The organism is Pseudoflavonifractor sp. HNCC25GI2, assembly GCF_058136395.1.
The window spans coordinates 190366-209788 of record NZ_JBYUOW010000003.1 but is presented as its reverse complement, the minus strand read 5'-3'; the positions used below and the strand labels follow the sequence as shown (position 1 = coordinate 209788).

General features: G+C 59.5%; 20 protein-coding genes. 6 read left to right on the top strand and 14 right to left on the bottom strand.

Annotated elements, in window-relative coordinates; all coding sequences use genetic code 11:
• Positions 1-156 precede the first annotated feature (156 nt).
• From bilQ to bilS, 3 genes are read left to right on the top strand one after another with little or no spacing between them, the layout of a single operon-like run.
• Positions 157-612: a bilirubin utilization transcriptional regulator BilQ gene (gene bilQ, locus AC3YUO_RS05910; protein WP_489962107.1), complete on the top strand. Its 456-nt coding sequence runs from the start codon at positions 157-159 to the stop codon at positions 610-612.
• Positions 570-1685: a bilirubin reductase gene (gene bilR, locus AC3YUO_RS05905; RefSeq protein ID WP_489962106.1), complete on the top strand. Its 1116-nt coding sequence runs from the start codon at positions 570-572 to the stop codon at positions 1683-1685. The genes bilQ and bilR overlap by 43 nt, the downstream gene beginning before the upstream one ends.
• On the top strand, positions 1682-2167 hold the full coding sequence (gene bilS, locus AC3YUO_RS05900; RefSeq protein WP_489962105.1) for a flavodoxin family protein BilS: 486 nt from the start codon (positions 1682-1684) through the stop codon (positions 2165-2167). Before bilR ends, bilS begins: the two co-directional genes overlap by 4 nt.
• A gap of 82 nt (positions 2168-2249) precedes the next feature.
• Here bilS and era read toward each other — a convergent pair whose 3' ends face one another.
• The 5 genes from era to nth all read right to left on the bottom strand — a co-directional run bounded on the left by era (position 2250) and on the right by nth (position 6409).
• On the bottom strand, positions 2250-3155 hold the full coding sequence (gene era, locus AC3YUO_RS05895) for a GTPase Era (protein ID WP_489962104.1): 906 nt from the start codon (positions 3153-3155) through the stop codon (positions 2250-2252).
• A gap of 68 nt (positions 3156-3223) precedes the next feature.
• Positions 3224-3724 carry an rRNA maturation RNase YbeY gene (ybeY, locus tag AC3YUO_RS05890; protein WP_489962103.1) on the bottom strand — a complete coding sequence of 167 codons (501 nt, stop codon included), beginning with the start codon at positions 3722-3724 and terminating at the stop codon, positions 3224-3226.
• 6 nt (positions 3725-3730) lie between these two features.
• Entirely contained in the window at positions 3731-5008 is a 1278-nt protein-coding gene (locus AC3YUO_RS05885) for a replication-associated recombination protein A (protein WP_489962102.1), read from the bottom strand.
• 29 nt (positions 5009-5037) lie between these two features.
• Positions 5038-5676: a DUF6198 family protein gene (locus AC3YUO_RS05880; protein ID WP_489962101.1), complete on the bottom strand. Its 639-nt coding sequence runs from the start codon at positions 5674-5676 to the stop codon at positions 5038-5040.
• A gap of 76 nt (positions 5677-5752) precedes the next feature.
• Positions 5753-6409 (bottom strand): endonuclease III, encoded by a 657-nt coding sequence (gene nth / locus AC3YUO_RS05875; RefSeq protein ID WP_489962100.1) that lies wholly within the window; start codon positions 6407-6409, stop codon positions 5753-5755.
• Positions 6410-6622: 213 nt separating this feature from the next.
• Between nth and glyA the strand changes: the two genes are divergently transcribed.
• The 3 genes from glyA to AC3YUO_RS05860 all read left to right on the top strand — a co-directional run bounded on the left by glyA (position 6623) and on the right by AC3YUO_RS05860 (position 9598).
• Positions 6623-7873, top strand: a complete 1251-nt coding sequence (gene glyA, locus AC3YUO_RS05870; protein WP_489962099.1) for a serine hydroxymethyltransferase — start codon at positions 6623-6625, stop codon at positions 7871-7873.
• A gap of 112 nt (positions 7874-7985) precedes the next feature.
• A complete protein-coding gene (locus AC3YUO_RS05865) occupies positions 7986-8801 on the top strand; it encodes a putative RNA methyltransferase (protein ID WP_489962098.1) in 816 nt (271 codons plus the stop codon).
• 8 nt (positions 8802-8809) lie between these two features.
• Positions 8810-9598, top strand: coding sequence for a ZIP family metal transporter (locus AC3YUO_RS05860; protein ID WP_489962097.1), 789 nt, complete (start codon positions 8810-8812; stop codon positions 9596-9598).
• Positions 9599-9636: 38 nt separating this feature from the next.
• Here AC3YUO_RS05860 and AC3YUO_RS05855 read toward each other — a convergent pair whose 3' ends face one another.
• From AC3YUO_RS05855 to AC3YUO_RS05815, 9 genes are all read right to left on the bottom strand, one after another.
• Positions 9637-10965: a redoxin domain-containing protein gene (locus AC3YUO_RS05855; protein ID WP_489962096.1), complete on the bottom strand. Its 1329-nt coding sequence runs from the start codon at positions 10963-10965 to the stop codon at positions 9637-9639.
• Between the two features lie 70 nt (positions 10966-11035).
• Positions 11036-12274: a murein hydrolase activator EnvC family protein gene (locus AC3YUO_RS05850; RefSeq protein ID WP_489962095.1), complete on the bottom strand. Its 1239-nt coding sequence runs from the start codon at positions 12272-12274 to the stop codon at positions 11036-11038.
• A gap of 177 nt (positions 12275-12451) precedes the next feature.
• On the bottom strand, positions 12452-13690 hold the full coding sequence (locus AC3YUO_RS05845) for a murein hydrolase activator EnvC family protein (protein ID WP_489962094.1): 1239 nt from the start codon (positions 13688-13690) through the stop codon (positions 12452-12454).
• Between the two features lie 146 nt (positions 13691-13836).
• Entirely contained in the window at positions 13837-14727 is an 891-nt protein-coding gene (gene ftsX / locus AC3YUO_RS05840; protein WP_489962093.1) for a permease-like cell division protein FtsX, read from the bottom strand.
• Positions 14711-15400 (bottom strand): cell division ATP-binding protein FtsE, encoded by a 690-nt coding sequence (gene ftsE, locus AC3YUO_RS05835; RefSeq protein WP_489962092.1) that lies wholly within the window; start codon positions 15398-15400, stop codon positions 14711-14713. Before ftsE ends, ftsX begins: the two co-directional genes overlap by 17 nt.
• Before the next feature lie 262 nt (positions 15401-15662).
• On the bottom strand, positions 15663-16754 hold the full coding sequence (locus AC3YUO_RS05830; protein WP_489962091.1) for a PucR family transcriptional regulator: 1092 nt from the start codon (positions 16752-16754) through the stop codon (positions 15663-15665).
• A gap of 105 nt (positions 16755-16859) precedes the next feature.
• On the bottom strand, positions 16860-17585 hold the full coding sequence (locus AC3YUO_RS05825; protein WP_489962090.1) for a pseudouridine synthase: 726 nt from the start codon (positions 17583-17585) through the stop codon (positions 16860-16862).
• Between the two features lie 68 nt (positions 17586-17653).
• Positions 17654-18454 (bottom strand): ABC transporter ATP-binding protein, encoded by an 801-nt coding sequence (locus AC3YUO_RS05820; protein ID WP_489962230.1) that lies wholly within the window; start codon positions 18452-18454, stop codon positions 17654-17656.
• A 7-nt stretch (positions 18455-18461) separates the two neighbouring features.
• Positions 18462-19370 (bottom strand): ABC transporter permease, encoded by a 909-nt coding sequence (locus AC3YUO_RS05815; protein ID WP_489962089.1) that lies wholly within the window; start codon positions 19368-19370, stop codon positions 18462-18464.
• Positions 19371-19423: the final 53 nt, after the last annotated feature.

Sequence of the window (19423 nt, the reverse complement as noted above, 5' to 3'; positions counted from 1 at the left end):
TCCCCATGTATAGAGCTTTTCCCTATTTTTTGCGGTTTCGTGCCGTTTCCTGTTCCTGTATTCCAAATTTTTCAGGGGAAACAGCTTATTTTTATACTTGACTTTGTCAAGTATATCTGCTACGCTTGACAAAGTCAAGTGATTGGAGGCGCCTGTATGTTCGGAACCTTTTCCTACTATTCCTCGCTCTTCTACCGTGGCTTTACCGCCTATACCACCCGGCAGCTTCAAACGCTGGGTCTCAACTTCGGCTCGCTGTTCCTGGTCCTCTATGTGGGCAAGCACCCGGGCTGCAGTCCAAGCCAGCTAACCCAGACGTTGGGATTGGACTGGGGGTATTCGCAGCGCAGCATTGCCAAGCTGGTGGAAGACGGCTTTATGACCAAGGAAAAGGCGGGCCGGACCTACCGGCTGGAGCTGAGCGAGAAAGGGCAGCAGGCCTTCTCCGTCAGCCACCAGGTCTTCTTTGACTGGGACGAACAAGTCCTTGCTCCTCTCACAAAGGAGGAGCGCCAGCAGCTGCTGGCCCTTCTGGCCAAGGCTGCGCGGAACCATGAAAAGGAGCTTCTATGTACGAACACACCAACAGCCCCGTCAACTACGGCGGAGTAACTCTGAAAAACCCCATTGTCTTTGCCCCCACTTCCCTGGGCGTGTCCCAGGAGGAGATGACCCAGCGGCTGGTACGCATTGCCCAGGGCGGCTGCGCTATGATTATTTTGGGGGATGTGCCGGTGGGGCGGCACGGCTTCGGCCCCAGCCTCTACACCAAAAAGGGCTTTGCATTTTACCGCTCCCTGGCCGAGGCGGTCCACCAGTATGACTGCAAGCTGTGCGCCCAGCTGCACCAGTCCGACTCCAACCTGAAGGCCATGGTGAAATACATTCCCGGCGTACTGAGTAAGAAAATCACCCCTCAGCAGCTGCGCCCCCTCCTCAACGCGCAGGTGGGCCCTTACATCACCGGCCTGCCCGTGGAAAAAATCCACCGCATCACCGATGCCTTTGGTCAGGCGGCTGTGCTGGCCCGGCAGGCGGGCTTTGACCTCATCCAGATCCACGGGGACCGGATGTGCGGCAGCTTCAGCTCCGCCTTCTTTAATCACCGCACCGACGCATACGGCGGAAGCCCCGAGAACCGGGCCCGCTTCGCTGTGGAGGCCGTGCAGGCAGTGCGCCGCCGTCTGCCCGATGTTCCCATCGATTACAAGCTGCCTGTCCGTCAGGAAGACCCCGCTTACGGCAAGGCGGGTGTGGCCGAGTCGGAGCTGTCCGTCTTTGTACCGCTTCTGGAACAGGCGGGGGTGACCAGCTTCCATGTAACCCTGGCCAACCACTCCGACCTCAGCGATACCATTCCCCCTGCCAATCACCCGGAATTTGGACAGGAGGGCTGCTTTTTAAAGTTTTGTGACCAGGTACGGCATTACACCGCCCTCCCCATCTGCGGCGTGGGCGGACTGACCCGCCCGGACTTTGTGGAAGAGCAGCTGGCCTCCGGCCGCATCCAATGCGCCGCCATGAGCCGTCAGCTCATCGCCGACCCCGACTGGCCGGAAAAGGTGCGCTCCGGCCGGGTGTCGGAGCTCCACCGCTGTGTACGCTGCAACAAGGAATGCCTGGGCGGCATGATGGCCCACCGGGGTGTCCACTGTATTTACGAAAAGAAGGAGACTATGTCATGAAGTACGCCATTGTATTCAGCAGCAAAACCGGAAACACCAAGCAGCTGGCTCAGGCTATCTCAGAGGCCCTGCCCGCAGAGGACTGCCTCTACTTCGGCGCTCCCAGCCCGGAGGCTCTGAAGGCCCAGCGGATTTATGTGGGCTTCTGGACGGACAAGGGCACCTGCGCTGAAGAGGTTCAGGCCTTTTTGGCCTCTCTCACCGACCAGGAGGTCTTCCTCTTCGGTACCGCCGGCTTCGGCGGTGCCCCGGCCTACTTTGAAAAAATTCTCTCCTCCGTGCAGGCCAATGTGCCCGCCTCCGCCCATGTTGTGGGCCGCTACATGTGCCAGGGCAAAATGCCCCAGGCCGTCCGCCAGCGCTACGAGGCCATGGAGGACAGCCCCCGCCGCACGGCGATGCTGGAGAACTTTGACCGGGCCCTCTCCCACCCGGATCAGGCGGATTTAGATGGGGTCAAGAAAGCTGTCCAGACACTGTAAATCATTTATCAAGGCAAAAAAGGCCGCGGGGCCGACCAAATGGTCGGCACCGCGGCCTTTTTCCCTACGATTTGTCCGGCGCTCAGACACCCTTGTCGGCGCTGTATCCGAAATTCTGGATGGCCGCCGGATTGTCCCGCCAGTTCTCCTTCACCTTCACCCAGGTCTGGAGGTACACCTTGGTACCCATGAACCGCTCCATATCCTGTCGGGCCAGGGTGGACACCTTCTTGAGCATAGATCCGCCCTTACCGATGATGATGCCCTTGTGGCTGCTCTTCTCGCAGTAGATAGTGGCCTCCACCTCGATGACCTCGTCGTCCCGCTCGGCAAAACGGGTGATCTCCACCGCGGTGCCGTGGGGAATCTCCTTGTCCAGGCACAGCAGCAGCTTTTCCCGCAAAATCTCCGCCATCATCTGCCGCTCCGGCTGGTCGGAGGTCATATCCTCCGGGAAGAGCTGGGGACCTTCGGGCAGGTAGCCCTCCAGCACCTGCAGCAGCTCCTCCACCCCTTCCTTGTTCCGGGCGGACATGGGAACCACGGCGTCGAAGGGGCAGGCCTGACTGTAAAGAGAAATAACCTCCAGCAGCTGCTCCTTATGCTCCAGGGTGTCCGTCTTGTTGATGACCAGCACCGCGGGACACTTCAGAGTCTTGATGCGGTCCATCAGCTGACGTTCCGGCTCCCCGATGTGGGCAATGGGCTCCACCAGCAGCACCACAGCATCCACGTCGGACACCGACTCCCGCACCACGTTGACCATATAATCCCCCAGGCGGGTGCGGGCCTTGTGAAGGCCCGGGGTATCCACAAAGACAAACTGGCTCTCCCCCCGGGTGAGCACACCGCAGATGCGGTTGCGGGTGGTCTGGGGCTTATTGGTGACGATGGCCACCTTCTCCCCCACCAGGGCATTGATCAGGGTGGATTTTCCCACATTGGGGCGGCCGCAGAGGGTAATAATTCCAGATTTTTCAATGGACATAGAGATGATCCTCAACTTTCTTTGAGCATTTTTATGTTATGGCCCTTCGGCCATAGTCTTTGCAATCGTCAGACTTCTTCGGCTTCCCGGGTAATGCCCAACTCGCCCAGAATAGCTTCCTCCCGGGCGCGCATCTGACGCTTCATGGGGCCCTCATCCAGATGGTCGTAGCCCAGCAGGTGGAGCACCGAATGAACCGCCAGGTAGCACAGCTCCCGCTCCAGGGAGTGACCGTACTCCTTGGCCTGCTCCTCCGCCCGCTCCAGGGAAATGCACATATCCCCCAGGGGGCACATTCCGGTCTCCGGGTCCAGGTAGTCCTCGTCCTCCGGCGGGACGCCCGGCTCCAACTCAAACATGGGAAAGGACAGCACGTCAGTGGGCCGGTCAATCTCCCGCATCTCCCGGTTGATCGCCTGGATGCCGTCGTTGTCGGTGAACAGCACGCTGATTTCGCAGGGGACCTTCACCTGCTCTGCCTTCAGCGCCGCCTCGATGACCCGAGTCACCTGTCCGGTCAGCTCCGGCGCGGCCTCTACCTCAGTTTCCACGATAATCTGGTGTTCCATACGCCCTTACCTCTTTCCTGCTCCGCCCTTGATCTCGTCCCAATAGCGGCGGGCGGCCTGCTCGTTTTTGTTGTCGCCATACTGATAGTAGTGTACGCCCTTCAGCTCGTCGGGCAGGTACTGCTGCTCCACCCAGTGGTGGGGGAAGCTATGGGGGTACTTGTAGCCCTGCTCCCGCTCCATCCCCTTGGAATCGGCGTGGACGTTCTGCAGCTCCCGGGGAATGCTCCCCGCCTTTCCCGCACGCACGTCGGCCATGGCCTGTTCAATGCCCATGCAGGCGGAATTGGACTTGGGAGAGGTGGCCAAAAGCAGGACCGCCTGGGCCAGAGGCAGCTTGGCCTCGGGCAAACCCAGCTGGAGTGCGCTGTCCACGCAGGCCTTCACAATCAAAGCCGCCTGGGGATAGGCCAGCCCCACATCCTCGCTGGCCGAGCAGAGGATCCGGCGGATGGCGGTGATCATGTCCCCCGCCTCCAGCAGCCGGGCCAAATAGTGCAGCGCCGCATCCGGATCGGAGCCCCGCATGGATTTCATCAGGGCGGAGGCGATATCAAAGTGGGCGTCACCCTCCCGGTCATAGCGCATGGCCGATTTCTGGGCCACCATCTGGGCATCCTCCAGGGTCACCACCAGGGTTCCGTTCTCCCGCCGCCCCGCGTTGAGCAGCAGCTCCAGGGCGTTCATGGCCTTGCGGATATCTCCGCCGCAGGCCCAGGCCAGATGCTCCCGCACCCCGTCCTCGCACTCCACCCGGACCGCCAGCCGCTTCTCCATAATGGCGATGCCCCGGTCAATGGCGGGCAGGGCATCCTCGGCGGTAATCTGCTTGAATTCAAACACGGTGGAACGGGACAGCACCGCCCCGAACACAGCGAAAAAGGGGTTCTCCGTGGTGGAGGCAATCAGCGTTATCCGGCCGTCCTCCATAAACTCCAGCAGAGACTGCTGCTGCTTTTTATTAAAGTACTGGATCTCATCCAGGTACAGCAGCACTCCCTCCGGAGCCATCAGCGTTCCGATGTCCGCCATAATCTCCTTGATGTCGGAGATAGAGGCGGTGGTGGCGTTGAGCCGATGGAGCGGCCGATTGGTGCGTTTTGCGATAATGTTGGCGACGGTGGTCTTTCCGGTGCCTGACGGCCCATAGAAAATCAGATTGGGGATGGTTCCCCCTTCGATAATCCGGCGCAGTAGGCCGTTGGGACCCAGAATGTGCTTCTGCCCCACCACCTCATCCAGGGTCTGCGGCCGGATTTCATCGGCCAGCGGCCGGTATGCCATGTTGCTCACCCTCCCGGTTCAAATGGTTTTCACGTGTGGGCCGCCTGCTCCAGGCCGGCACTGCGGCACATTTTCTCCCGGAACAGGTGGTTGACCAGAGAAATGGAGCGCCCCACGCCCAGCATGGCGATGAGGGTTCCAATTCCAATCCCGATGACATGGCCGGAGGCCAGCAGGCCGATTCCGCAGGTGAGGATGACGCAGCCCACATCAAATACGTTTTTGCCAAACCCCTGCTCCCAGCCCAGCCGCTGGGCCAGAGCCGCCACAATGCCGTCCCCCGGATTGGGCACCAGGCGCATATTGACCGTCATGGACACCCCGATCCCGGTGATCAGCACCGCCGCCAGCAGGAGCACAAGATTACTCAGAAAACCGGCCTGGGTGCTGTCATAGGGGATCAGTGCGTCATAGAAATTCAGAACACGGCTGAACACCAGACTCAGCGGAATCTGCAGCAGGTCGGACATCCGGCGATCCTTACCCCGGATCCAAAACTGGGCCGCCACAAACACCACATACAGCAAAAAGGTCATATCGCCGAAGTTCAGCTCCAGCAGCTGGGACGCGCAGAAGGCCACCGAGACAATGGGCGATACGCCCAGTCCGGTCTTGGTATTCAGAGTCAGCCCCAGGGCCAGAAGCAGCATTCCAACGAGATAACACACCCAACGATTTCTTGTTTCCGCGCTCAATCTAAGACACCTTCGTTACAACATCATCCAAATTTAATTTCAATTCATTTTACTTGGCCGCTTTCTGCTGCTTGGTAAAGTAGTCGCACCAGGGACGCAGGGTACAGCTCTGGCACTGAGGCCGGCGGGCAATGCACACTGCCCGCCCGTGGAGGACCAGCCGGTGGCAGAAGTCATTGGACTCCTCCGGGGGCAGAATGGCGCGGAGCTGCTGCTCCACTTTCCCCGGATCCTTGGTGCCGTCAGTCAGGCCCAGCAGACCGGAGATGCGGATGCAGTGGGTATCCGCCACCACCACGCCGGGGGTGTGGTACACATCGCCCAAAATCAGGTTGGCCGTCTTCCGGCCCACGCCGGGAAGCTTGAGCAGGTCCTCCATGGTGTCGGGCACCTTGCCGCCGTACTCCTGCAGCAGCATCTGAGAGGCCAGAACAATGTCACGGGCCTTGGCCCGGAAAAATCCGGTGGAATGGATGTACTGCTCCACCTCCGACACATCCGCCTGGGCCAGAGACTCCAGGGTGGGGAACCGGGCAAAGAGGGCAGGCGTTACCTGGTTGACTCGCTCGTCGGTGCACTGCGCCGCCAGCCGTACGGAAAAGAGCAGCTCGTAGTCCTTCTGATATTCCAGAGAGCAGATTCCCTCCGGGTAGAGCCGCTTGAGCTCCTCCACAATGGCCAGCACGGCCTTTTTCTGTTTTGCCATATCCGCTCACCTCTTGCATGTGATGTTCTGTTCCGGTACGTAACTTTTATATTATAACATATCCGGCATAAATTTTCGACGACTTTTTCCGGTACACACATTGTTTTTTCAAAAAAATCTGTTATAATGTGAGCAATCTTTTTTCTTGTGGTGCAGCGCGCTAAACCGCAAAATTATAAAACACCGCATCCAAATGCGGAAAGGAGCTTTTGAATGGTCAAAGAGTGCATGGATTTTCTTCAGTCCTACGACCCGGAGGTGGGCAGCGCCGTCCGGGCAGAATATGACCGGCAACAGCAGAACATTGAGCTGATTGCCTCGGAAAACATCGTCAGTCCCGCTGTGCTGGCCGCAGCCGGGACCGTCCTCACCAATAAGTACGCCGAGGGCTATCCCGGCAAACGCTACTACGGCGGCTGTCAGTGTGTGGATGTGGTGGAGAACATCGCCATCGAGCGGGCCAAGAAACTCTTCGGCGCCGCCTACGCCAATGTCCAGCCCCACTCGGGCGCTCAGGCCAACTACGCCGTCTACCAGGCCCTGTGCCAGCTGGGGGACACGGTCATGGGCATGAGCCTGGACAACGGCGGCCACCTGACTCACGGCTCCCCGGTGAACTTCTCCGGCCGCAACTACCACATGGTGCCCTACGGGGTGGACGAAAAGGGCTACATTGACTACGACCAGGTGCGGGATCTGGCCCGCAAGTGCAAGCCCCGCATGATTCTGGCCGGTGCCTCCGCCTATCCCCGGGTCATCGATTTCAAGGCCTTTGCTGACATTGCCCACGAGGTGGGGGCCTACCTCTTTGTGGACATGGCCCACATCGCCGGTCTGGTGGCCGCCGGGGAACACCCCTCCCCCGTTCCCTACGCCGACGTGGTGTCCACCACCACCCACAAGACCCTCCGCGGGCCCCGGGGCGGCATGCTGCTGTGCAACGACCCGGAGATCGCCAAAAAGCTCAACTCCGCCATCTTCCCCGGCTCCCAGGGCGGTCCTCTGGAGCACATCATCGCCGCCAAGGCGGTGGCTCTGGGCGAGGCCCTGAAGCCGGAATTCAAGGAATATCAGCATCAGATCGTGAAAAACGCCAAGGTGCTGGCCCAGTTCATCCTGGAGGGCGGCCTGGACCTGGTGTCCGGCGGCACGGACAATCACCTGATGCTGGTGGACCTCCGCCCCGCCCACCTCACCGGCAAGGAGATGGAGCACCGGCTGGACGAGGTGTATATCACCGTCAACAAGAATGCCATTCCCAACGACCCGGAAAAGCCCTTCGTCACCTCGGGCATCCGGGTGGGCACTCCCGCCATCACCGCCCGGGGCTTCCGGGAGGCAGAGGCCCAGCAGGTGGGCAAGCTCATCTGCCAGGTGGCCCGGGACGACTACGCCCAGCACGTGGAGGAGCTGCGCGCCCAGGTGAAGGAGCTCACCGGACGCTTCCCCCTGTACGAGGGCTGAGCTGTCTTTTTTCTCTCCGGAGGCCGCAGATGCGGCCTCCGTTTTTTTCCGTGAAAATTTGCCTTGCTATTTTCCCTCCCCTTCGGCATAATGGGAGTTGAGGTGAACCGTTTTGTCCAGCTTATTCTGCTGTCCTCTGTGTGCCGCCCCCCTGGAGGTTCAGGAGGGCCGCTACGTATGTCCCGCCGGCCACAGCTTTGACCGGGCCGCGGCGGGCTATGTCCATCTGCTGCCCGCCAACCGGAAGCACTCCAAAAACCCCGGTGATGACAAGGAGATGGTGGCTGCCCGCTCCGCATTCCTGGATAAGGGGCACTATGCCCCCCTGCTGGAGGTCACGGAATCTGTGTCCCACCTGCCCCAGCCTGTCCTGCTGGACAGCGGCTGTGGCGAGGGTTATTACACCCAGGGGCTCTTCCGCGCCCTGGAGGAGGCCGGGCACCAGCCCCGGGCGGCAGGGGTAGATCTCTCCAAGTTTGCCCTGCGCCGGGCGTCCAAGCGGCTGCCCCAGGGTGAGTTTGCCGTGGCCTCGGTGTACCATCTCCCGTTGGGAGACGGCAGCGCCGATGTACTGACCAACGTCTTCTCCCCCCTGGCTGTGGAGGAATTTGCCCGGGTATTGCGTCCGGGCGGGCTGTTTCTCTATGTGGTGCCCTCCGCCCGGCATCTGTGGGAGATGAAGGAGGTCCTGTACCCTCAGCCCTACGAAAACCCGGTGAAGCGGGAGGACTACCCCGGCTTTGCGTGGCAGGAAGCCCGGTCGGTGCGCTACACCCTCTCCCTCACGGAACGCGCTGATATTATGGCGCTCTTCCACATGACCCCCTACGCCTGGAAGACCCCAAAAGAGGGAATCGCCCGGCTGGAGGCACTGTCCTCCCTGGACTGCCAGATTGGCTTTGACCTGCACCTCTATCGAAAACTCTAGGAGGTTTTATGAATCACCCTATTCTTTGGGCCGCAGTAGGCACCGGCTTTACCTTTCTCATGACCGCCCTGGGGGCGGCCACCGTGCTGGTGTTCCGTGGCCGCACCACCCCCTCCCTGCAGCGCATCTTTCTGGGCTTTGCCGCCGGCGTGATGGTGGCCGCCTCGGTATTCAGCCTGCTGCTCCCCGCCATTGAGGAGACGGAAGCTCTGGGGGGTATTGGCTGGCTGCCCGCCGCGGGAGGCTTTCTGCTGGGCGTACTCTTCCTGTGGGGGCTGGACAACCTGCTGCCCCACCTGCACCCCGAGGCCGAAGCCCCGGAGGGCCTGCCCTCCTCCTGGCGGCGCACCACCCTGATGGTGCTGGCCGTCACCCTGCACAACATCCCCGAGGGAATGGCCGTTGGCCTCTCCTTCGCCCTGGCTGCCCAGCACAGCGGCGGCGGCCTGTCCGCTGCCCTGGCTCTGGCCATCGGCATCGGCCTTCAGAATTTCCCTGAAGGTGCCGCCATCTCCCTGCCCCTGCGGCAGGAGGGGGTGAGCACCGGCCGCTCCTTCCTGTACGGCGCCCTGTCCGGGCTGGTGGAGCCCATCTTCGGCATTCTGGTAGTACTGGCCGCCGGAGCCATTGAGCCCTTCATGCCCTGGCTTTTATCCTTCGCCGCAGGCACCATGCTGTATGTAGTCACCGAGGAGCTCATCCCTGAGGCCCATCTGGGGGAGCACTCCAACGTGGGCACCCTCAGCGTCATGGCAGGCTTTGTGATTATGATGATTCTGGACGTGGCTCTGGGATAAAAGAAGACCGGATCTCTTTCCGAGATCCGGTCTCTTTTTTATCCGTTCACCCGCTCGCCGGTCATGGTCTGGTGAACAATGCTCTCCATCATATCCCGGGTGAGGGCACTGGCCACATAGCCGAAGACGTTGCCGTCTGTATCAATCATGAACGTGGTGGGGAAGGCCCAGATGCCGTACATGGCGAATACCTCGCCCGCAGAGTCCATAAGTACCGGGAACGTGTAGCCGTTGTCGGTCAAAAACTGCTCCACTTCCTCCTGGCTCACGTCCTGGCTGGTGGGATAGTCCGCCGACTTGGGGTTAGCCACTCCCAGCACCACCAGGTCCCCCTGGTTCTCCCCGTAATCCTCATACATGGCCTGGATTTCCGGCATCTCGCTCTGGCAGGGCTTGCACCAGGTGGCCCAGAAGTTCAGGAAGACGGTCTTGCCCTTGTAGTCCGAGAGGGTATGGGTATTGCCGTACTGGTCAGTGAGGGTGAAGTCCGGGGCGGGGACCAGGGTGGTCTCCTCCCCGCTGGAGGAGGCGCTCCCCTCGGTCTGGGAGGAGCCGGCACTTTGCTCCTCCTTGTCCTGCTGACTCTGGCTTCCGCTCTGACCCGAAGCGTCTGTCTGGCTCTGGGAGGTGCTGCCTCCCACGGTGGAGAGGTAGCTGGTAATGCCGTTCATATAGCCCGTGATGGTCATGACACCCATGAGGATCAGCAGTACGGCCCCCACCTTCACGGTGTAGCGCACCACCTTCTGATGGCGCTTGAAGAAGTCCAGCACCGCCCCGGTGAAGAGGCCCACCGCCAGGAAGGGGATGACGAAGCCCAGGGTATACACCCCGATCAGGAGGAATCCCGCTCCGGCGGTACCTGCCGAGGAGGCCATGAGCAGCACGCTGCCCAGGGTGGGGCCCACACAGGGGGTCCAGGCGAAGCTGAAGGTAAAGCCCAACACCAGGGCGGTGATGGGGTTCATGGCCCATTTATCCAGGCGCAGGGGCAGGCGATGCTCCTGTTCCACTGCCTTGGATTTGCCAAAGATACCCAGCTGATAGAGACCAAAGAGGATCATAATGGCGCCGCTGACCCGGGCAAACCACACCCGGTTGCCGCTGAAGAACCGGCCGAGGGCGGTAAAGCCGAAGCCCAGCGCCACAAAGGTGAAGCTGACGCCCAGGACGAAAAAGAGGGTGTTCACCATCACCCGGCCCCGGGGATAGTGGATGGTTCCGTCCTCTCCTACGGTGCGGGCGCCTCCTGCCAGGTAGCTGACATAGAGCGGCACCAGCGGCAGGACGCAGGGGGAAAAGAAGCTGAGCAGGCCCTGCACAAAGACGGTGAGGACCGGGACACTGGTTTCCAGGGAAAATCCCATATTGATTGTTCTCCTTTCCTGGGACAAAAAACCGGCACGGCAAAGCCGTGTCGGTTTTATAAACTTTTACTCAGTGGGGAAGCAGGACGGTCTTGCCTCCCGAGCGATAGTAGAGGGTCTTGTCCTTGTAGTAATTCACCGGATCCTTCCGGGTGCCGTTCACCCGCACCTCAAAATGGAGGTGATAGCCGGTGGAACGGCCTGTGGTGCCCACATAGCCGATGACCTGGCCCTGAGACACCGTCTCCCCCTTGGACACCGCCCGGCTGTTCATGTGGGCGTAGAGGGTGGAGGTGCCGTCGCTGTGGGAGACCACCACATAGTTGCCATAGGACCAGGAGGAGCCTGAGCCGTAAACGGAGGTAGTGACCACGCCGCTTTTAGCGGCGTAGATGGGGGTATTCTTGGGAGCGGGGACGTCAATTCCGGTGTGGTTGCCCGGCCTGCCGGTGAACGGGTCCTTGCGGGTTCCGAACAGGGAGGACAGGGTGTTCCGGCTGGAGGCCAGGGGCCAGAGAAAGCCTGATTCACTGGGGACACTGCTGATCTGGTCAGCCATCTCTTTCTCCAGCCGCTTGATCTCGTTGTCCACAGCGTTGGCCGCTGCCCTTAGCTCTGCCTCCGCCTCCTTCACCAGTTCCTCCTGGCCGCTAATCTCTTCCAAAAGGGCATCCACCTGGGCTTCCTGGTCCTTCAGCGCCTGCTGGGCGGTTACCTGCTTGGCCTTGGCCGCCTCCTGCTCCGCTTTGGAGCTCTCCAGGTCCGCCTTATCCGCCTTAATCTGCTCCTGGAGCGCCAGAAGCTCCTCCATGACGCTGTTATCGTAATCAATAACCTCTTCCACCATCATGAAGTTGTCCAACAGGTCGGAGAAGCTGCCGGAGGAGAACAGGATGGACCAGTAGGATATCTCCCCATCCTCCTCCATATACCGCACCCGCTCACAGAAGAGCTTATAGAGTTCCTGCTCCTGCTCCTCCGCCTGGGCCAGCTCGCCTTCTTTCTCGGTAATGAGCTCGCCATACTTCTGGATTTGGGCCTGGATGTTGTTGATCTCCGCCTGGGTGGCATTGATCTGCTGCTCCAGCAGGCTCTTCTGCTCCAGCGCCTTACTCTTGTCCGCCTGGATGGCCTTCAGCTGCTGCTGAAGCTGGGCCCGCTGGCTGTCCAGATCCGCCGCCTGGTCCTTCAAATCATCAATCTCTGCCTGAGTCACGGCCGAGGCCGGCATCACCGCCACCTCCCCCGTCAGTGGGATCATCAGAGCCAGCACTACCAGAAGGGAAACCACTTTTTTCACCGATTTCATCCCTGTTTTCATCCAAACTGCCCTCTCATTCTCAGACCAAATGGATCAACGCTCATCCGAACGCCCCTCAAAGGTATGTCCCCATCCCTGCCGTGGATGCACAGGCTTACACCTCGGAGCGGCCATGCTTTTAAAAAAACCGGCACAGCGGGCGCCGTGTCGGTTTTTTCAATTTACTTAGTGGGGAAGCAATACGGTTTGTCCGCCCGAACGGACGTACAAGGTCTTGTCCTTGAAGTAGTTCACCGGATCCACCCGGCTGCCGTTGACTCGGACTTCGAAGTGGAGGTGGTTGCCGGTGGAGGAACCGGTGGTGCCCACATAGCCGATGACCTGGCCCTGAGACACCGTCTCCCCCTTGGACACTGCCCGCTTATTCATGTGGGCGTAGAGGGTGGAGGTTCCGTCGCTGTGGGAGACCACCACATAGTTGCCGTAAGAGCTGTTGTAGGTGGACGTGGTCACCACACCGCTCTTGGCCGCATAGATGTTGGTATTTTTGGAGGCGGGAATGTCAATGCCCGTATGGTTGTTGGGCCTGCCCGTAATGGGGTGAATCCGGCTTCCAAAGAGGGAGGACAGAGTGTTCCAGCTGCTGGGCAGAGGCCAGAGGAAGCCCGACTCGCTGGGCACGTTGGCAATCTGCTCGGCCATCTCCTTCTCCAGACGCTTAATCTCCGCGTCCATGGCGTTGGCCGCTGCTTTCAGCTGGGCCTCGGCGGCTTCCAGCTGGTCCTCCTGGCCGCTGATCTCCTGGATCAGAGCGTCCACCTGGGCTTCCTGGTCCTTCAGGTCGGCCTTGGCAGCCTCCTGCTTGGCCTTAGCCGCCTCCTGCTCCTCCTTCGAGGTTTCCAGGGCCGCCTTGTCTGCCTCAATCTGCTCCTGAAGGGCCAGAAGCTCCTCCATGACGCTGTTGTCGTAGTCGATGACCTCTTCCACCATCATGAAGTTATCTAGCAGGTCGGAAAAATCACTGGAGGAGAAGAGAATGGACCAGTACGAAACCTCGCCCTCCTCTTCCATGTACCGCACCCGCTCGCAGAAGAGCTCATAGAGCTCCTGCTCCTGCTCCTCCGCCTCAGCCAGCTCGCCTTCCTTCTGCGTGATCAGTTCGCTGTACTTCTGGATTTGAGCCTGGATGTTGTTAATTTCCGACTGGGTGGCGTCAATTTGCTGCTCCAACAGGCTTTTCTGCTCCAGAGCCTTGCTCTTGTCCGCCTGAATGGCCTTCAGCTGGGCCTGAAGCTCAGCCCGCTGGCCGTCCAGCTCTGCCGCCTCATCCTTCAAATCGTCAATTTCTGCCTGGGTAACGGCCGAGGACGGCATCACCGTTACCTGACCGGTCAGCGGCACCAACAGGGCCAGCACCACCAACAGGGAAATTACTTTTCGGACTCCTTTTGCTGTTTGTTTCATTGCATGCTCCTCGTCTGCTCAGAGGGTTAGTGAACCATAATATTGGCCAGGATGGGCAGCAGCAGCACCACTACCATCAATCCTGCCAGAATTGCCATCATCATGCGCTGTCTCTTCTGACGCTTCATTGTGTCTCCCTCCCGCAATCAAACCTGAAGGAATTTCCGGATGGCCAGCGTGGAACCTCCCACACCGATGAGCGCACCCGTAATGCAGAACACAGCCAGAATGGTAGGGGCCATGGAGAGATAGCTGGTGATGGTAACCAGGGACAGGCCGTTGCCCTGGACAACCAGCTTAGCCACCAGCTCGTAAATGCCCCACTGGGCAAAGAAGGCAATCAATGCGCCGGTCAGTCCCAGCAGCATGCCTTCCACCACAAAGGGCCAGCGAACAAAGGCGTTTGTGGCACCGCACATCTTCATGATGGCTATCTCCTCCCGGCGGTAGAAGGTGGCAAGCTTAATGGTGTTGGCAATAATAAACAGGGACACCACCAGCAGAATGCCAATCAGGACGGCCGCCACACCGGTGGCAATGTTGCGCACCAGCACAAAGCCCTGGGCAATGTCCACGGCAGCCCGAACCTTGGCCACGCCGCTCACCTGCTCCACAGCTGAGACCGTCTGGGCCATCTGCTCAATATCGGTCACATGGATACGGTAGCGGTCCCGCAGCACCTCAGGCTGGAGAGAGTTGAACAGATCGTTCTCCGCGCGGCCCTCCTTCCAGTCATCCAGCGCCTCAGCGCGGGTGACGAAGGTTACCTGGGACACGTTGGGGATGGCCTCGATTTCCGGCTGAATGGCCCGGGCCTCCTCCTCGGTATATGTATCATCGATGTACGCCAAAAACTCATTCTCCGCCTCCAGATCCCCCAGCATGTTGTCCAGGTTCACCGCCAGCAGAGAGAACGAACCCATAATCAGAAGGCAGGCCACAATCATACACACAGCGGCAAACGACATGAAGCCGTGGGTAAAAATAGAGTGGAAGCCCTCGCTGACATAATATCCCGCATCAAATTTTCTCGCCATTGTAGTACCCACCTGTCTCGTCGCTGATGATCCGTCCGTTTTCAATGGCCACAACCCGCTTGGAGAAGCGGTTGACCAGATTCTTTTCATGGGTAACCACCAGCATGGTGGTGCCCAGCTCGTTGATACGCTCCAGCAGCATCATAATTTCCAGGGAACGCTGGGGGTCCAGGTTACCCGTGGGCTCGTCGGCGATGATCATGCTGGGGTTATTCACCAGCGCCCGGGCAATGGCCACACGCTGCTGCTCGCCGCCGGACAGCTGTCCGGGATACCGGTCCGCCTTCTGCTCCAGGCCTACCAGCTGCAGCACATAGGGAATGCGCCGGCGCACCTCACGGGGCGATGCTCCGATGGCCCGCATGGCAAAGGACAGGTTCTCATACACCGTCTTTTTCTCAATGAGTCGGAAGTCCTGGAAAATAATCCCCAGAGTTCTCCGCATGTAGGGGATCTGCCGGGGCGCAATATTGCTCAGACTGTACCCGTTGACCATCAGTTTTCCTTCGGTCGCCGCAATCTCACCCGTAATCAGCTTGATGATGGTGGATTTGCCCGACCCGGAAGGACCCACCAGAAAGACAAACTCCCCGTCATCAATGCGCATATTGACCCCTTTCAGGGCCTTGGTCCCATTATCATATTCCTTATATACATCTATGAGCCGTATCATGTGCTCCTCCGTAGATTTCTCTTGATTTCATCCCTCTGCCCCATAGGGCGCTTATGGAAAGTGTACCACAGATCCTGTGTTATGTAAATGACAAAATCATCCCTTCTCCCCGCTTTTCCGGCAGAGTCCGAGCAAGCGGTTGTAATTATTTTGTCATTTTTGTTACTTTATTGTAACCCATAACCAGACACATTGCAAGCCCTTTTCCCGATGCTGCATAAAAAAACACCGCCTGCGAATGCAGGCGGTGTTTTGATTGTACTCAGGACTCAATTCCCCGGGAAATCAGGTACTTCTTTACCATCAGAGCCACCTTGAAGGTGATGGCGTCATCAAACTCCCGCAGATCCAAGCCGGTGAGCTTCTTGATCTTCTCCAGGCGGTACACCAGGGTGTTCCGGTGGACAAAGAGCTTCCGGGCGGTCTCGGACACGTTCAGATTGTTCTCGAAGAACTTGTTGATGGTCAGCAGAGTCTCCTGATCCAGGGCATCGATGGGATTCTTCTTGAAAACCTCCTGGAGGAACATCTGGCAGAGGATGGTAGGCAGCTGATAAATCAGACGGCCGATACCCAGATTTTCATAGTTGATGACGGTCTTTTCCGTCTCAAACACCTTGCCCACATCGATGGCCACGCCGGCCTCCTTATAGGCCCGGGCCAGATCGCGGATGTGGTTGACCACAGTACCGATACCGATGACCACCTTGATGCCCAGCTCCTGGGAAACCGCGGTGGAGATCTGCTTGGCAATCTTCTGCAACTCCTTGACGTCCGCACCCTCGGGCAGCTGTTTGATGAGGGCCACGTCAGTCTCGTTGATGGAGATGACAAAATCCGTCTGCTCATCGGGGAACAGGCTGCGGATGACGTCGATGGTGCTCACATCGGCAGGACCCAGCTGGCGCACCAGGAAAGCGGCCCGGGGCGCTTCGGAGACAAAGTGGAGCTCCTTGGCCTGGGTATAAATATCGCCCAGCAGAATATTATCCGAAATAATATTCTTCACAAAGGTAGCCTTGTCGTGCTTCTCCTCATAGTAGGTCTTGGCGCCGTTGAAGGCAACCACAGCCATAGCGCACAGAGAGACGGCCATTTCATCCTCGCCCTTGACAAAGGCGGCATAGTCAAACTGGGCACCCCAGCCGGCCAGGGGCTTGAACACTTTCCCCTCAAAATAGGCCTCGCTGTCCTCTGCCGCGTTGATCGCGGCAACTGCACCGGCCCAATGCTCCCCAATACAGGTCAGCTCACTACAGGCAACTACAATACCGTCAGAGTCAATCACGCCCACCATGCGGTTGACGCTGTCCTTCATCTGAAGGACGACTCCCTGGAACATCCTGCTAGACACATCCATCCCTCCTAATACGCTCAAAGCATATCCCTATTATAACGGGTCCCCCCTGCCTTTGGCAAGAGGTTTTCGTTATTTTTTTGTGGAAAACGCCCAAAAAGCTCAGGTCCCCGACACAGCCCTTTGAAGGGAGGTCCGCTCTTTCTCTGTCAAAAAACGCCAATTTCCGGGATTTAGGCCCTCATCCAGCAACAATGGGCCCATAGAAAGCCGCTTTAATGTCAGGACCGGTTTTCCTCGTGCGGCCAGCATTCGCTTCACCTGGTGGTACTTCCCCTCCCGCAGGGTAACCAAGCAGCGCCGCCCATCCTCCAGGGGCTCCAGGCCGGCGGGCAGGCACTTTGTTCCATCCCCCAGCACCATTCCCTCGGCCAGCGCAGCCACATCCTCCTGGTTCACTTGTCCCTCCACCTGGGCCAGGTACACCTTGTCCACATGCTTTTTAGGAGAGAGCAGCTCATGGGCCAGGGCTCCGTCGTCAGTGATGAGCAGCAGCCCCGTGGTATCCTTATCCAGCCGCCCCACGGGGAACAGCCCCCTGCGGCGCAAGTACTCCGGCAGCAAATCCAGTACGGTCTTCTGCCGCTTATCCTCGGTGGCAGACAGCAGTCCCTCCGGTTTATGGAGCATAATATAGACAAAGGGGGCACAGTCCACCAGCTCCCCATCCACCAGAATAACCGCACTCTCCAGGTCAAATTTGTCCTCCGGCCGGGCGGCGGGCCGGTCATTCACCCATACCCGCCCCTGGCGCACCAGCTCCTTGACCTCCTTCCGGGACCAACGCCCCGTGGAGGAGAGCAGCTTATCCAAACGCTCCTGTGCCATATGGCATGCCTCCTCAGAAAAAGGACCGCCGCGCACTGTGCCGCGGCGGCCCATGTGGATTCTTTGGTTCAGGACAGTAGAATCCGGTCGTTGTCCAGCGCTTTCCCCGCTCCGGTGCGGAACCGCTCCAGCAGATCCTCCACCGTCATGCCGGCTCGCTCCTCTCCCCGGATGTCCAGCACTACGCTTCCCCCGTCCATCATCAGAGTCCGGTTGCCCAGTCCCAGGGCCTGGTGCATGTTGTGGGTCACCATCAGGGTGGTGATATGGTGCTCCGCTACAATCTCCCGAGTCAGCTTCAGCACCTTCTCCGCCGTGCCCGGGTCCAGGGCCGCGGTGTGCTCATCCAGCAGCAGCACCTTTGGAGGAACCAGGGTGGACATGAGCAGGGTCAGAGCCTGACGCTGGCCGCCGGACAGCAGCCCCACTGGCTGGCGCATCCGGTCCTCCAGCCCCATATCCAGCCGTGCCAGCTGCTCCCGGAAAAACGCCCGGTCCGCCTTGCTGGTGCGGCTGAAGAAGGCGTGCTGGTGCTTGGCCGTACGGAGATAAGCCAGGGCCAGGTTCTCCTCGATGGTCATATTGGGAGCCGTACCCCGCATGGGGTCCTGAAACAGGCGGCCCATCTCCCGGCTGCGCCGGTACTCAGGCTTGTAGGTAATGTCCTCCCCGGCCAGCACAATGGATCCTTCGTCTACATAGAAGACCCCGGCAATGGCGTTGAAGAGGGTAGATTTGCCCGCTCCGTTGGAGCCCACAATGGTAATGAAATCTCCATCCTCCACCGTCAGGTCCAGATGAGACAGGGCGGTTTTCTCATTCACCGTCCCGGGATTGAAGGTTTTGGAAAGGTTTCTTAATTCCAGCATTGCCATCTCACCGTTCCTCCCTTCTGGCCGCGATCGCACGGCGCTTCTTGACCTGGAAGGCAGCCCAGCGACGGACCGCCGGGGCGGCGATGGCCACGCCCACAATGACGGCGGAGACCAGCTTCATGTAGTCGGCCGGGATGTTGAAGCGCAGGGCAGCGGCATAGATGCAGCGGTAGATGATGCTGCCCACCACCACGCCCAGCACCCGCCGGACCATGGAGCCCTTGCCGATGAGGGTCTCGCCAATTACCAGGGCGGCCAGGGCCAGCACCACCATGCCGGTGCCGTTGTTCACGTCGGCAACGGTGGTGGACTGGGCCGCCATAGCGCCCGACAGACCAGTCATCGCGTTGGACAGGCACAGGCCCACGGTGATGGTAAAGGTGGGATTGATGGAGGAGGCCCGGACCATATCCGCGTTATCGCCGGTGGCCCGGATGGACAGTCCCAGCCGGGTACCCAGAAACAGCACCAGCAGTACGCACAACGCCAGCACAATGAGGGCAGCCACGATTACCTTGCTCCAGCTCCCCCCGATTCCGGCCTCCTGAGCCAGGGTATAGATGGTGGGCACCATGAAGAGGGACTGGTTGCTCTTGCCCATCACCATCAGATTGATACTGTAAAGGCCGATGTTTGTGATAATGCCTGCCAGAATGGAGGGCACAGACAGCTTGGTCTGAAGAAAAGCCGTAATAAAGCCGGCGGCCGCAGCGGCCAGCATGCCCGCAGGCAGTGCCAGAATGGGGTGACCGGACAAGCACATCATGGCGGACACCGCGCCGCCCAGTACGAAGGCTCCGTCGGTGGTCATGTCGGCGATATTCAAGATAGAAAAGCTCAGAAAGAGCGCCAGGGCCACAGGTGCATAGAGAAAACCTGTCTCCAGGGCGGTCTGAATTACATAAACCACGGAAAAATCGCTCCTCTCAATGGACAGGCCATCCCTCCGCTCAAGCGGAGGGA